This is a genomic window from Pseudomonas sp. BF-RE-22 (assembly GCF_019956155.1).
Classification (GTDB): domain Bacteria; phylum Pseudomonadota; class Gammaproteobacteria; order Pseudomonadales; family Pseudomonadaceae; genus Aquipseudomonas; species Aquipseudomonas migulae.
Genome location: NZ_JAHBDD010000066.1, coordinates 90577 through 104028 on the forward strand (window position 1 = coordinate 90577; position 13452 = coordinate 104028).

12 protein-coding genes are annotated in these 13452 nt (G+C 59.5%); 5 read left to right on the forward strand and 7 right to left on the reverse strand.

Going from position 1 to position 13452, the window contains the following annotated elements; all coding sequences use genetic code 11:
• Window positions 1-84 precede the first annotated feature (84 nt).
• Window positions 85-1626, forward strand: a complete 1542-nt coding sequence (locus KGA82_RS24890) for a phosphoenolpyruvate carboxykinase (RefSeq protein ID WP_008025058.1) — start codon at window positions 85-87, stop codon at window positions 1624-1626.
• Window positions 1627-1831: 205 nt separating this feature from the next.
• Here the strand turns inward: KGA82_RS24890 and KGA82_RS24895 are convergent, their stop codons facing one another.
• The 4 genes from KGA82_RS24895 to KGA82_RS24915 all read right to left on the reverse strand — a co-directional run bounded on the left by KGA82_RS24895 (window position 1832) and on the right by KGA82_RS24915 (window position 4298).
• Window positions 1832-2686, reverse strand: coding sequence for a DMT family transporter (locus KGA82_RS24895; RefSeq protein WP_223453007.1), 855 nt, complete (start codon window positions 2684-2686; stop codon window positions 1832-1834).
• A 43-nt stretch (window positions 2687-2729) separates the two neighbouring features.
• A complete protein-coding gene (locus KGA82_RS24900) occupies window positions 2730-3083 on the reverse strand; it encodes a DUF1493 family protein (protein ID WP_008025055.1) in 354 nt (117 codons plus the stop codon).
• A gap of 222 nt (window positions 3084-3305) precedes the next feature.
• Window positions 3306-3602, reverse strand: a complete 297-nt coding sequence (locus KGA82_RS24910; RefSeq protein WP_223452806.1) for a hypothetical protein — start codon at window positions 3600-3602, stop codon at window positions 3306-3308.
• Window positions 3603-4022: 420 nt separating this feature from the next.
• Window positions 4023-4298, reverse strand: coding sequence for a hypothetical protein (locus tag KGA82_RS24915; RefSeq protein ID WP_223452808.1), 276 nt, complete (start codon window positions 4296-4298; stop codon window positions 4023-4025).
• 297 nt (window positions 4299-4595) lie between these two features.
• On the opposite strand from KGA82_RS24915, the gene KGA82_RS24920 reads away from it, so the two are divergent.
• The 4 genes from KGA82_RS24920 to KGA82_RS24935 all read left to right on the forward strand — a co-directional run bounded on the left by KGA82_RS24920 (window position 4596) and on the right by KGA82_RS24935 (window position 9345).
• The gene (locus KGA82_RS24920) at window positions 4596-5099 is read left to right on the forward strand and encodes a polysaccharide deacetylase (RefSeq protein WP_223452811.1); all 504 of its coding nucleotides are present in this window, start codon (window positions 4596-4598) and stop codon (window positions 5097-5099) included.
• Window positions 5100-5390: 291 nt separating this feature from the next.
• Window positions 5391-7325, forward strand: a complete 1935-nt coding sequence (locus KGA82_RS24925; RefSeq protein ID WP_223452822.1) for an ATP-dependent DNA helicase RecQ — start codon at window positions 5391-5393, stop codon at window positions 7323-7325.
• Between the two features lie 238 nt (window positions 7326-7563).
• Window positions 7564-8790, forward strand: a complete 1227-nt coding sequence (locus KGA82_RS24930; protein WP_223452832.1) for a 3-hydroxyacyl-CoA dehydrogenase — start codon at window positions 7564-7566, stop codon at window positions 8788-8790.
• Between the two features lie 135 nt (window positions 8791-8925).
• On the forward strand, window positions 8926-9345 hold the full coding sequence (locus KGA82_RS24935) for an acyl-CoA thioesterase (RefSeq protein WP_008040124.1): 420 nt from the start codon (window positions 8926-8928) through the stop codon (window positions 9343-9345).
• Between the two features lie 70 nt (window positions 9346-9415).
• Here the strand turns inward: KGA82_RS24935 and KGA82_RS24940 are convergent, their stop codons facing one another.
• The 3 genes from KGA82_RS24940 to fdhD form a co-directional block, all read right to left on the reverse strand.
• Window positions 9416-9901, reverse strand: coding sequence for a glycine zipper domain-containing protein (locus KGA82_RS24940; RefSeq protein ID WP_008025043.1), 486 nt, complete (start codon window positions 9899-9901; stop codon window positions 9416-9418).
• 366 nt (window positions 9902-10267) lie between these two features.
• On the reverse strand, window positions 10268-12616 hold the full coding sequence (locus tag KGA82_RS24945; protein ID WP_223416026.1) for an FdhF/YdeP family oxidoreductase: 2349 nt from the start codon (window positions 12614-12616) through the stop codon (window positions 10268-10270).
• Window positions 12613-13452, reverse strand: coding sequence for a formate dehydrogenase accessory sulfurtransferase FdhD (gene fdhD, locus KGA82_RS24950; protein WP_192226757.1), 840 nt, complete (start codon window positions 13450-13452; stop codon window positions 12613-12615). The genes KGA82_RS24945 and fdhD overlap by 4 nt, the downstream gene beginning before the upstream one ends.

Sequence of the window (13452 nt, forward strand, 5' to 3'; positions counted from 1 at the left end):
GGCCCACTTTTTTCGCGGTAGTAGTGCACGACTTTCTACTACAAAACGTTTGGAGCACTCGGCCACTGGCCGACGGGGAACCTCATGACGCAAGCCAATAACGCCGTGTACACCGATCTGAGTGTTGATGATCTGGTTAAAGAAGCCCTGAATCGCGGTGAAGGCGAGCTTGCCGATACCGGCGCGCTGGTTGTTCGCACCGGTCACCGTACCGGTCGCTCGCCAGTCGATCGTTTCATCGTTGAAGAGCCGACCACCCAGGCCGCTATCGCCTGGGGCCCGATCAACCGCAAGTTCCCGGCCGACAAGTTCGATGCCCTGTGGGCTCGCGTCGAGGCGTTCAACAACGCGCAAGATCATTTCGTTTCCCACGTGCATGTAGGCGCGGCCGAAGATCACTACCTGGCCGTGAAGATGACCACCCAGACTGCCTGGCAGAACCTGTTCGGTCGTTGCCTGTTCATCAACCCGGCCCAGTACAACCCGGCGGGTCGTGCTGAGTGGCAAGTGCTCAACGTTGCCAACTTCGAATGCGTGCCAGAGCGTGACGGCACCAACTCTGACGGTTGCGTGATCATCAACTTCGCACAGAAGAAAGTGCTGATCGCCGGCATGCGTTACGCCGGTGAAATGAAGAAAGCCATGTTCTCGGTGCAGAACTTCCTGCTGCCTGCCGCTGACGTACTGCCGATGCATTGCGCCGCCAACATCGGCGAAGCGGGCGACGTGACACTGTTCTTCGGCCTGTCCGGCACCGGTAAAACCACCCTGTCGGCCGACGAAAGCCGTTACCTGATCGGTGACGACGAACACGGCTGGGGCGAAGGCGTTGTCTTCAACATCGAAGGCGGTTGCTATGCCAAGTGCATCGACCTGTCCGAGAAGAACGAGCCGGTCATCTGGAAAGCCATCAAGCACGGCGCAGTCCTGGAAAACGTCGTGATCGACGACGCCAAGCACGCCGACTACGCCGATGTCAGCCTGACCCAGAACAGCCGCGCCGCCTACCCGCTGGAGCACGTTGCCAAGCGTTCCGAGAAGAACCTCGGTGGCGAGCCAAACGCTGTGATCTTCCTGACCTGCGACCTGACCGGCGTACTGCCGCCAGTCTCGATCCTCAGCGAAGAACAAGCGGCCTACCACTTCCTGTCCGGCTACACCGCACTGGTGGGCTCGACCGAAATGGGTTCCGGCAGCGGCATCAAGTCGACCTTCTCCACCTGCTTCGGCGCACCGTTCTTCCCGCGTCCGGCCGGCGAATACGCAGAACTGCTGATCAAGCGCATCCGCGGTTTCGGCTCCAAGGTCTACCTGGTCAACACCGGCTGGACCGGCGGCGGCTACGGCGTCGGCAAACGCTTCAACATCCCGACCACTCGCGGCGTCATCGCAGCGATCCAGAGCGGTGCGTTGATCGGTGCTGAAACCGAACACCTCGACACCATCAACCTCGACGTGCCACTGGCCGTACCGGGCGTTGAAACTGGCCTGTTGAACCCACGTAACACCTGGGCTGACAAGGCTGCTTACGATGAGGCTGCTAAGGCGTTGGCTGGGTTGTTTGTTGAGAACTTCAAGAAGTTCGAAGTGAGCGACGCGATCAAGGCTGCTGGGCCGAAGTTGTAAGAGTTGGTTTGATGTAATGAAAAAGCCGCCCTTTGGGGCGGCTTTTTTGTGGGTAACGCATTACCTGTAGGAGCCAGCTTGCTGGCGATAAACCCAAGTACGCCGCGTTTATCCAGACAGCACGCGTTATCGTTAACCACCATCGCCAGCAAGCTGGCTCCTACAGGTATTGGATTCCGTAAGGTGCCTTTTTTGTGAGGGCGGCTCAGGTTTTCAGGTGCAAAACGAACGCGCCCACCAACACCAGAACCACGCCAAGCATCTGTAACTTTGCCAGCCTTTCCTTGAAGAATACGTATCCCAGAATCGCCGCAATCCCTCCAGACAACGTACTGATCACGGTCACCACCGAAACCGATCCTGCCACCGCGCCCCAGGCGAACGAAGAAAACCCACCCAGGTTCATCAAGCTGGCGCCGGTCAGCGTCATGCAGTTTTTCAACGGTGGGATTTTCAGTCCGTCCTCAATCCTCAGGACGATAACCACCAGCACGATCAGACCAACCAGATAAGCGAGCCAAAGCATCGTTACCGGACCAAGGACCGGAAGCACAAAGTGGCCTTGCAGCCAGAAACTGGTGCCGTAGAAAAGGGCGGCCAACAGTGCGTAGGCGATCGAGCTGCTGGCTTGAGTGGTGTGTGGGATTTTCGAGTCGGAATGGATGCTGGAGAGAATCACCCCGATCACGCACAGAGCAATGCAAAGCAGCTGAATCAGGCTGATCTGCTCACCTCCGGCCCAAGACAGCAACGTCGTCACAACGCCATAAGAAGTTACCAGAGGCGCAACGATGGACGCTTTGCCGAGGGCAAAGGCTTTGGACAACGCGAGGGCACCAGACACCGTCAGCACGGCGGCGACAACGCCAAACAGCCAGACAGTGAGTGACGCCGATATCGATTTGAGGATGAACGCGGGGAAGGCAATCAACAGCAGGCTCATGATGCTGAACCCCAGCGCCTGACCGAAATACACCGCGCGTTTGACGCCCACTGCGCGGGCATTCAAACCCACCAGAAAATCCGTGCCGCCCCACAGTAAGGCGGCGAGTAAACCCATCAGTACGTCCACGCTATGTCCTTATAGGTGTGTGCTGCGGACGTTAGAAGCCTTCCAGCGTCTGAGTGTCCCAGCGTCGGGCCTTAATGGCCTGGTAGAGCATGCCGATGGTAAGCGGGACTTTGTCGCCACGCCCCTTGGCCCTGCGTTTGAGGAAGACATCGTAGCCTTCGGGTTGGAAGTAGCGATAGGCGTCGTAATCGATGAGGTCGATGGCGAACTGTTCTTCCAGTGCTTCCATCAGGTTTTGAGCATCGGCACCGTCGCAGCCCAGGTCGAAGTTGATCGAGGTGGTGAGGCTGATGGTTTTGCGTTCGGGCAGGCCGAGTTCCTCGTGCAGCAGCTGCATGAGCAGGTGCATGGTTTGGTCGTCGGGGAAGTTGGAGGCGAGGTTCATTCGGGGGGGGCGTCCGGTTGGGCTTGGGCGGATCTTATTGGTCGTCAGGTTTGGTGGGAAGGGCAGGAGCAGATTGTGACGGATTGTCTTCCCGGTATTTGGCGAGCACTTTCTCTCGCGCAGGAAGTGGAGTGACGAGGTCCTCTGGTGACGTATCGAATCCTGCGAGGCGCAGGCAAGCCGGCTCCCACAAGGGGGCGGCTTACCTATTAGCGCTTAGCGTCAGGCAGGCGCTCTCCAGCCCATCATGCGTTGTTGGGCGACTTTGAGTAGGTCGCAGCCATCCTGGGTCAGGAGGTAGAGCGCGTGGGTGATGTGGGGGATATCTTCTAGATCGCCTTGCTCGAAGCTTTGGCAGTGCAGGGTTCGGAGCAGTTCGCTGGAGGCTCGGATGCGCTGGAGGGCGGCTTCGAGGATGTCTTGCGGGTTGGCTTCTGTGTCGATGATCAGGGGTGGGGAATCGGTGAGGTTGGTTTGGAGTGGGCGGTAGCGATCGGTGAGCGGGTTCCAGGTATTCATTTGAATTTTCTCTTTTATGTAGCTGAAGACCCGCCACTATCGTGACCAAACGATGGGTGGCGGACTGTGTTCAGGTTGGTCAACCAGGGAGAGAAAACCCGGGTACGCAGAAGCGTCCCAAACACAGCCGCCATAAAGCGTGCCGACACAAAAGAAGTCGGCAGCATACAAGGGCATGCATAAGTTTTCTCTCAAATTCAGGTGACCAAACCTGAGTCGCTGAATTGGCAGCGACGGTCCGACTATAGATATGAGCTGCCGGTTGACGATAGGCGACAAGGTGTCTTGTGTTGTAGGACCGGGATGAAGCTTTGATAGGGCGTTGCCTACGGACTTATCTCCAGCTGAAGTTTTTAGTCAGGTACACCGCGTTATCGTTCATCGCTGGCAAGCCAGCTCCTACAGGAGGTGTGGTTATTGTCAGGTAGCAGTGAGTTTTGGGAGGCGTTGGCGGGCGATGTCGAGGAGTTCGTTGCCGTCCTGGGTCAGCAGGTAGAGGGCGTTGACGATGTTGGGAATGTCGCTTGCGTCTGCCTGTTTGAAGCACAGGCAATACAGGGTTTCGAGCAGGTCGCTGGCGGCGTGGATGCGTTGGCGGGCGGCGTCGAGGATTTCGTGTGGGTCGGCCTCGGTGTCGATGACCAGGACCGGGGTGTCGCTGTAGCTGCTTTTGAGGGGGCGGTAGCGGTCTTGCATCGGGGGCAGTCCTTTGGGAAGTCGGGCAGGCCGACACACTGTTTCAGCCGCGCCGAAAACTATGAAGGGGACGGCGGGCTGCGGCAATACAGCCGCAATCGACAGAATGTGTAGGGGATTTACTGGTCTTCGGGCATTAGCCCTACGCGTTTCCCGAGGTTTTTTTGATCGAAACCCCTACTGGTGAAATTTCCTACGTGTTTATCAGGCGCGACGCAGTAAACCTCTGTATGGTGCGCGCCAGAATCTGTAGGGCATTTCGAAAATGCCTGGTTAGGCACTTAAAGGGAATTAGGTATGCAGTGGCTACGTATGGCCTCGGTTTTGTTGTTGTGGGCGGGTGTTTGTCGTTTGACGGGCGCGGCCGACGCTGGCAGTTCGATGATGTTGGCCAACATGGCCCGCACCGGTTGGCCGGACGCCCTCACCACGCAGGCGAACATGGACACCGCGTCCCGTGCGGAGGTGTTGATGTTCGGCAAGGCGTTGCTGGCCAGCGAATCGCTGGACGAGCAGGGGCTGAAACAGCGTCTGGGCGTGCAGGCAGTGAAGCTCAAGTCTGTGCGACAAGTGCGTGACGGGTTGTGGGATAGGTTGCTGTCCACCTACCGCAACGCCAGTCAGAACTGCGACGGCGAACCGTTCTGCCCGCGTGTACGAAGCGTCGCTGATTTGCGTCAGTTGGCGGCGGCGTTCACCGGCGAAATCAGCCCGGCCCATGCGGTGTGGGCGAGCAAGAGCCAGGTGTTTCATGAGCAGATGTTGAATGAACAGCTGCGGGTGGCGGTGTTGGTTCCCTGAGACATTTCATGATTATTGTGGTGATTGGGCTGGCGTCATCGCCGGCAAGCCGGTCTCGCTCCCACAAGGGTTTTGGGTCATACGCAAAATCCGTTTTCACTGACGATCAACTGTAGGAGCTGGCTTGCCAGCGATGGCGATCTACCGGTCGCCATATTCCTCAACCCCCGCAATCCCCTCCGCGCCATCCGCTGTATCATCCCGTATCGTTTTTGCCCCCGACCTTTTCTCGACTCGCTGCGATCACCGGCTAGGCTTTGGGCTTCGCAGCGGTCAACGGAGTGACAGCTTATGCACAACACCCTGGAACAGGTTTTCGGTTATCCACAGTTTCGACCCGGCCAGGAGGAGGTGGTCAGCGCGGTGATGGCCGGGCGCTCGGCGGCGGCGATTTTCCCCACGGGTTCAGGCAAGTCCCTGTGTTACCAGATGTCGGCGGTGTTGCTGCCGCACCTGACGCTGGTGGTCTCGCCGCTGCTCGCGTTGATGCAGGATCAATTGGCGTTTCTGCAGCGCCATGGCATTTCGGCAGGCAGTATCGATTCGGCTCAAAGCCGCGATGACGCCGGTGACGTGATGGCCCGCGCCAAGTCCGGCGAATTGAAGATTCTGATGATTTCCGTGGAGCGCCTGAAGAACGAGCGCTTCCGCAATTTCTTGCAGCAAGTGCCCATCTCGCTGCTGGTGGTGGACGAGGCGCATTGCATCTCGGAGTGGGGCCATAACTTCCGCCCCGACTACCTCAAACTTCCGGACTATCAGCGTCAGTTCAACATTCCTCAAGCGCTGTTGCTGACCGCCACCGCGACCCCGAAAGTGATCGCCGACATGGAGGCGAAATTCGCCATTGCGCCGGAAGACGTGGTGACCACCGGTTTCTACCGGCCGAACCTCAACTTGTTGGTGGAACCGGTGCGTGGTCAGGACAAACGCCGACGCTTGGTCGAATGGATGAGCGAGCGTCCAGACCAGCCAAGCATCGTCTACGTCACGCTGCAGAAAACCGCTGAGCACATCGCCGAACACTTGAATCGCAACGGTATTCAGGCCGAGGCCTATCACGCCGGCTTGCCCCACGAACAACGCGAAGCCATTCAGAAGCGATTCATGGGCGGCCAGTCCAATTGCATCGTCGCCACCATCGCCTTCGGCATGGGCATCGACAAGAGCGACATCCGCAACGTGGTGCATTTCGACCTGCCCAAATCCATCGAAAACTACAGCCAGGAAATCGGTCGCGCCGGGCGTGACGGGCAGCCATCGGACTGCCTGGTACTGGCCAACCGCGACAGCCTCAACGTGCTGGAAAATTTCGTCTACGGCGACACGCCGGAGCTGGAAGGCATCCGTCATGTGCTCGACGAATTGCAAGCCGCCGTGCCCGAGGGGCATTGGGAGTTTCTGCTAGGGCCGTTGGCCGATCAGAGCAACATTCGCCAGTTGCCGCTCAAGACCTTGCTGGTGCAATTGGAGCTGCGCGGGATCATCGCCCCGCGTTACGCCTATTACGCCGAGTATCGCTTCAAGTATTTGCTGGAGCCGGAAGACTTGCTGGCCCGCTTCGAGGGCGAGCGCAAGGATTTCGTTGCGGCCATCATCCAGACCTCCAGCCGTGCGCGGACCTGGGCGACGGTGAACTTCGATGCGTTGTACGAGCAGCATCAGGCCGAGCGCAATCGGGTGGTCAAGGCGCTGGATTACTTCCAGGAAAAGGGTTGGGTCGAGCTGGAAAGCAAGCAGATGACCGAGGTCTACAGCCTGCTGCAAACGGCATTCGACATTCAGGCGCTGAGTGCCGAACTGCATGATTGTTTCACCCGGCATGAACGCACCGAGATTGCGCGGATTCACGCCATGCTCGATCTGTTCGCCACTGACCACTGCCTGGGTAATCGCCTGGCCGAATACTTCGGTGACGAAAACTCGCCGCAGCAGTGCGGGCATTGTTCGGTGTGTCACGGGCACGTGGCGCGGCTGCCCGCACCGCCGGAGTTGCCGGCGCTTGTGGATAAAAACTTCGAAGCGCTGTGTGGTGGTTTTATCCACAGGCACGAGCAGCACACCGGCAGCGTTCCTCCCGCTGAGCGAGTGACACGGTTCCTGTGCGGGATCAGTGTGCCGCTGTTCACCAAGCTCAAGGCTCGGTCGATTCCGGGGTTTGCGGCGCTGGAAGAGTATCCGTATGGCGAAGTACGGACTTGGGTTGAGCAACATCTCTCAGGCTGACCCGTGCCCCCGTAGGAGCCGGCTTGCTGGCGATTAGGCCATCAGCCATTGCGGTGACCTTGAGGTCGCCTTCGCGGGCAAGTCGAATCGTCGCACCGCTCGCTCCTACAGGGATGTCAGTGTCTGGCGGATGCGCATCCATCCGCTGAATGTCCCCCATCACAGGAATAAATTTCAAAAAAGCCGGGTGGCTGACTATGGTGGGGTCTGTCTTTGGATCGCCAATAAGAGAACAACTATGAGCCAGACACCGTTCAACATTCAGCGCGCTGCCGTCATCGGTGCGGGCACCATGGGCCGTGGCATTGTCATGTGCCTGGCCAATGCCGGGGTGCCGGTGCAGTGGGTCGATAACAATCCGCAGATGCTTGAGCAGGCACTGGCCACCGTGGCTGAGACCTACGCGCACAACGTGCGGCAGGGACGGATTGATCAGGCTGAAGCGGATGCGCGCATTGCACGGGTCACGACGGCTGCCGATTACGCAGCGATCCGCGAGGTCGATCTGGTGATCGAAGCGGTTTACGAAAACCTCGAACTCAAGCAGAGAATATTCCGCGAGCTGGATGGCCTGCTCAAGCCCGAAGCCATATTGGCCAGCAACACGTCGGCGCTGGATATCGATGCCATTGCCGCCGCCACCCGCCGCCCGAAACAAGTCCTGGGCCTGCACTTCTTCAGCCCGGCGCACATCATGAAACTGCTGGAAATCGTTCGTGGCGCACAGACTTCACCGGCGGTGCTGGAGGCCGCGCTGGACCTGGGCAAGCGCATGGGCAAGGTCAGCGTGGTGTCGGGCAACTGCGAGGGCTTCATTGGCAACCGCATGCTCAAAACCTACGTGCTGGAAGCACGCAAGATGCTGCTTGAAGGCGCTTACCCCTATCAGGTGGATGCGGCGTTGCAGGGGTTCGGTTTCGCCATGGGGCCGTTCCGCATGTACGACGTGGTTGGTATCGACCTCGAATGGCGGGCTCGGGAGCTGGCGGGCAAGGGGCAGGATGCGCCGCAGGTTCAAGTGGATAACCGTCTGTGCGAACTGGGCCGTTTCGGGCAGAAGAGTGGCAACGGCTATTACCACTACGAAGCGGGCAGTCGCCAGGCTGAGCACGATGTGCAGGTGGATGCGCTGGTGCTGGAGGTCAGCGAAGGATTGGGTTTCCAGCGTCGCGAGATCGGGCCTGAGGAGATTCTGGAGCGCTGCTTGCTGGCACTGGTCAACGAGGGCGCGAAGATTCTTCAGGAAGGGATTGCGGCGTCGGCGCATGACATCGATCTGGTGTACCTCAACGGTTATGGTTTTCCGGTGGACAAGGGCGGGCCGATGGCCTGGGCGGATCAGCAGGGGTTGGCGGATATTCATCAGCGGCTACTGCAGCTGGAAACCAAACAGGGTGATCACTGGCAGCCGGCGCGGTTGATTGGGGAGTTGGCGGCGGTGGGCAAGGGGTTTGCTGATCGGTGAGTGATGTATTGACCGTGGTGGCGCCATCGCTGGCAAGCCAGCTCCTAAAAGGTCCTCGCTATCCTGTAGGCGCTGGCTTGCCAGCGATGATAGCGACACGGTCTACTGGCCATCCAACTTCAGGAACCGACGCTGATGCCCCAACGCACCGACTACCCGCACTTCCAGCCCATCACCACGCGCTGGCACGACAACGATGCCTACGGTCACGTCAACAACGTCACCTACTACAGCTTCTTCGACACGGCGGTGAACACCTACCTGATCGAAGTCGGCGGCCTGGATATTCATGACGGCGAAGTCGTGGGTTTTGTGGTGAGTTCGGCTTGCGATTATTTTGCTTCAATCGCTTTCCCCGACCGGATCGAGATCGGTTTGCGCGTGGGCAAGTTGGGCAACAGTTCGGTGCAATACGAATTGGCGGTGTTCAAGGCCGGTGAAGACGAAGCCTGCGCCGCGGGGCGTTTCGTGCATGTGTTTGTGGATCGGGTGTCGAATCAGCCCGTGGCGATTCCTGCCGGGTTGCGCGGTGCGCTGGAGCGATTGGTGGTTTGAGGGGCAAAAAAAATCGCAGCCCTTGGGCTGCGATTTTTTTGATCTACCGGTAAACGAGGCGATTCAAGCCTCAGTCGTGATAGCGATGTTTGTGCTTGCGGTGGCCATAAGCATGGCCGCGACCCGGATGGTCATCCCGATAATAGCGACGATCACCATGACCGCGATAGGAACGACGATCATCGTCATCATCATCGCTTTTGTTGCCCATGTAGTTGCCCAGCGCGCCACCGGCGCCGCCGCCTGCTGCGGAGCCGATCAGGCTGCCGGTGGTGCCGCCCATGCTGCGGCCGACCACGTTACCGCCTGCTGCGCCCAACGCACCGCCAATGGCCGCTTCGCCACGGCTGCGTTTGTCTGCGCCAACTGCGCTACCACCCGCGCCGCCCAGGGCTGCGCCAATGGTTGAACCTGTGTTGCCGCCTAGCGATTGACCGACGACCGAGCCCAAAACCCCGCCCAATGCGCCGCCCACACCTGCTTCGGTGGTGCCTCCGGCAGAAGCGAAGCCACTGACCAGGCCAAGGGACAACAAGAGAATCGAGGAGAACTTCATTTGAGGAACCTCAAGGGGATGACGGCGCGATCCTGAGGCTGTGTCGTAAGGCTGACAATCGAAATCCGACGAGTAACACGACTTCAGCACATTTCTATAAGTTACTGTTTTTTAGCTGGAACTTAAGTGTTTTTCGCCGGTCTTTAGTTACTTCGGAATGGCCGTTTTTGTGAAAAAACGGCCTTTTTTGTGGGCGATTGGAAAGTAATCGGGTGGTGCGGATACAGGTGTAGTCGTGTCGGATGCCTTCGCGGGCAAGCCTCGCTCCTACAGGTTTTGCCGTGACCGTGAGATCACTACTGATCTGTAGGAGCGAGCGGTGCGGCGATCCGACTTGCCCGCGAAGAGGCCAGACCTGCTGCCGAGTTAAGCAGACTTCGCCAAAATCAACCCGATCTCACTCGCCGCTTCCAACCGGATCGCCACAAACTTCGACGTCGGCGTATGGCTGCCATCCCCAGTGCTCTCCAGCGGCACCAGCGGATTCACTTCCGGGTAATACGCTGCAGCCTGCCCCGCAGGAATATCAAACGCCAGCAGTGTGAAGCCTTTCACCCGACGCTCACGACCATCGTCCCAGATCGAAACGATGTCGGCCTTCTGTCCCGGTTTGAACCCCAGGCGAATAATATCCGCCTCGTTCACAAACAACACATCACGTTGACCTTTCACGCCGCGATAACGGTCGTCGAGGCCATAAATGGTGGTGTTGTACTGATCGTGGGAACGCATCGACTGCATGATCAGGTCCGGCAACACGCCTGTGGAGCGCGTGCGCTCGTGCACCAGGTCCTTGGGCAGGACGTTCGCACGGAAATTCGCCCGGCCCGACGCGGTGTTCCAGCGACGGGAACCGGCACTGTTGCCGAGGTAGAAGCCGCCCGGATTCTTGATCTTCTCGTTGAAGTCCTTGAAGCCCGGAATCGTATCGGCAATCAGGTCACGGATGCGCGAGTAATCGGCCACCAGCCAGTTCCAGTCCACCGGCTTGCTGCCCAGAGTCGCGGCGGCGATACCGGCGATGATCGCAGGCTCGGAGCGCATCTGGTTCGACAGCGCCTGCAACTGGCCGTTGGAGGCGTGGACCATGCTGAACGAATCTTCCACGGTCACCGCTTGCGGGCCTTCGGTCTGGATATCGATGTCGGTGCGGCCCAGGCACGGCAGGATCAGTGCTTCCTTGCCGTGAGCCAAATGGCTGCGGTTGAGCTTGGTGCTGATCTGTACGGTCAGGTCGCAGTTGCTCAGAGCCTGGAAGGTACGCGTGCTGTCCGGAGTGGCCTGGGCGAAGTTACCGCCCAGAGCGATGAAGACTTTTGCACGACCTTCGGCCATGGCATGAATCGCCTCGACCACGTTATGACCGTTTTCGCGCGGCACTTTGAACTGGAAGCGACGTTCCAGGGAATCGAGGAACGCCACCGGCGGACGCTCGTTGATGCCCATCGTGCGGTCGCCCTGCACGTTACTGTGGCCACGCACCGGGCACAGGCCGGCGCCGGGGCGGCCAATATTGCCGCGCAGCAGCATCAGGTTGGCGATTTCCTGGATGGTCGCGACCGAATGGCGATGTTGGGTGATACCCATCGCCCAGCACATGATCACGTTCTTGCCTTTGGCATACATGCGCGCCGCTTGCTCGATTTCCACCAGCGTCAGGCCGGACTGCTCGACGATCTGCTCCCACGGCGTATCGTCGACGGTACCCAGGTACTCCAGCACGTTGACACTGTGTTCATTGAGGAAGTCGTGGTCGAACACGGCAGGCTCACCGGCTTTCTGCGCGTCGCGCTCCCATTGCAGCAGGAATTTCGCCATGCCGCGCAGTACCGCCATGTCGCCGCCCAAGGCCGGACGGAAATAGGCGGTGTTGGTCGGTTTGTCGCCGTTGGTGAGCATTTCGATCGGGTGTTGCGGGTGCTGGAAACGTTCCAGGCCGCGTTCTTTGAGCGGGTTGATGCACACCACTTGCGCGCCGCGTTTCACGGCCTCACGCAGCGGCTCGAGCATCCGTGGGTGGTTGGTGCCGGGGTTCTGGCCCCAGACGAAAATCGCGTCGGCGTGTTCGAAGTCGTCGAAGGTCACGGTGCCTTTACCGACGCCAACGCTCTGCGCCAACGCGACACCGCTGGCCTCGTGGCACATGTTCGAACAGTCGGGGAAATTATTGGTGCCATAGGCGCGCACGAACAATTGATAGAGGAAAGCCGCTTCATTGCTGGCACGTCCCGAGGTGTAGAACTCGGCTTGGTCCGGGCTCGACAAACCGCGCAGATGTTTGGCGATCAGGGTGAAGGCGTCATCCCAGCTGATCGGTTGGTAGCGATCGGTTTCGGCGTTGTAGCGCATCGGCTCGGTCAGGCGCCCCTGATATTCGAGCCAGTAATCGCTTTGTTCCAGCAGCGAGGTGACGCTGTGTTTGGCGAAGAATGCCGGGTTGACGGCCCGTTTGGTCGCTTCCCAGTTCACCGCTTTGGCGCCGTTCTCGCAGAACATCACCATGCCCTTTTCCGGCGAATCGCCCCAGGCACAACCCGGGCAGTCGAAGCCGCCATTTTGGTTGGTCTTGAGCATGATGCGCAGGTTTTTCAGCGCGTTGTCGCTGGTCAACCAGGCCTGGGCGACGCTGATCAGTGCGCCCCAGCCACCGGCTGGGCCCTTGTAGGGCTTATAGCGGGGGACGGGTTTCTGGTCGGCTTGACGGTGTTGACTCACGCTTGATTCTCCAAAGCCGGGCTGTAGACCCGCGGCGCATTCTTCTGTGGCAGATGGATAAGGTTCAGGTTGTGACGACGGGCCCATTGCACGGCAAGGCCCGTGGGCGACGACAGGCTGACCAGGGTCTGGATGCCTGCGCGCAGTACTTTCTGGATCAATTCGAGGCTGCAACGACTGGTGACAATCGCCAGGCCGCCAGTGGTCGGGATCTTTTGTCGGATCAGCCCGCCAATCAGCTTGTCAAGCGCGTTGTGCCGGCCAATGTCCTCGCGGCCCAGCAGCAATTCGCCATGAGCGTTCATGAACACCGCCGCATGCACCGCGCCGCAATGCTGGCCGAGCGGCTGGAACGCGCCGATACGCTGGCGCAAACCGTCGAGCCATTCGGCGGGCGGCAATGGCGCACCGGGCAACACTTTGAGGTCCGGCAAGGCCTGCTCGACCGCTTCCACGCCGCAGAGCCCGCAGCCGCTGGTGCCGGCCAGTTGCCGACGTTGCTGCTTGAGGTTCCAGAAGGCGCGGTTGGCGATGGTCACTTGCGCGTACTGCGCCGACCCCGAACCGCTCAGTTGCAGGTCATAAATGTCGGAGGCGTCTTCGATGATGCCGCTGCCGAGGCTGAAACCGACGATGAAGTCTTCCAGGTCCGTCGGCGTCACCAGCATCACTGCCTGACTGATACCGTTATAGGCAATCGCCAACGCAACTTCCTCGGCGAGCGCGGTGCTGGCCGATTCGGTGTATTGAAAATCGCTGTAACTGTACGTTTGGCTGGCGGCGGGCGCGGGCGCTTCGAGGGCTGGCGCCGCGCAAACAGGACGCTTGGCGTTCAT

What these genes read in the sequence shown, in the direction of transcription:
- KGA82_RS24890 (WP_008025058.1), top strand. Translation starts at nt 85, where the DNA reads ATGACGCAAGCCAATAACGCCGTGTACACCGATCTGAGTGTTGATGAT.
- KGA82_RS24895 (WP_223453007.1), bottom strand. Translation starts at nt 2,686, where the DNA reads ATGGGTTTACTCGCCGCCTTACTGTGGGGCGGCACGGATTTTCTGGTG.
- KGA82_RS24900 (WP_008025055.1), bottom strand. Translation starts at nt 3,083, where the DNA reads ATGAACCTCGCCTCCAACTTCCCCGACGACCAAACCATGCACCTGCTC.
- KGA82_RS24910 (WP_223452806.1), bottom strand. Translation starts at nt 3,602, where the DNA reads ATGAATACCTGGAACCCGCTCACCGATCGCTACCGCCCACTCCAAACC.
- KGA82_RS24915 (WP_223452808.1), bottom strand. Translation starts at nt 4,298, where the DNA reads ATGCAAGACCGCTACCGCCCCCTCAAAAGCAGCTACAGCGACACCCCG.
- KGA82_RS24920 (WP_223452811.1), top strand. Translation starts at nt 4,596, where the DNA reads ATGCAGTGGCTACGTATGGCCTCGGTTTTGTTGTTGTGGGCGGGTGTT.
- KGA82_RS24925 (WP_223452822.1), top strand. Translation starts at nt 5,391, where the DNA reads ATGCACAACACCCTGGAACAGGTTTTCGGTTATCCACAGTTTCGACCC.
- KGA82_RS24930 (WP_223452832.1), top strand. Translation starts at nt 7,564, where the DNA reads ATGAGCCAGACACCGTTCAACATTCAGCGCGCTGCCGTCATCGGTGCG.
- KGA82_RS24935 (WP_008040124.1), top strand. Translation starts at nt 8,926, where the DNA reads ATGCCCCAACGCACCGACTACCCGCACTTCCAGCCCATCACCACGCGC.
- KGA82_RS24940 (WP_008025043.1), bottom strand. Translation starts at nt 9,901, where the DNA reads ATGAAGTTCTCCTCGATTCTCTTGTTGTCCCTTGGCCTGGTCAGTGGC.
- fdhD (WP_192226757.1), bottom strand. Translation starts at nt 13,452, where the DNA reads ATGAACGCCAAGCGTCCTGTTTGCGCGGCGCCAGCCCTCGAAGCGCCC.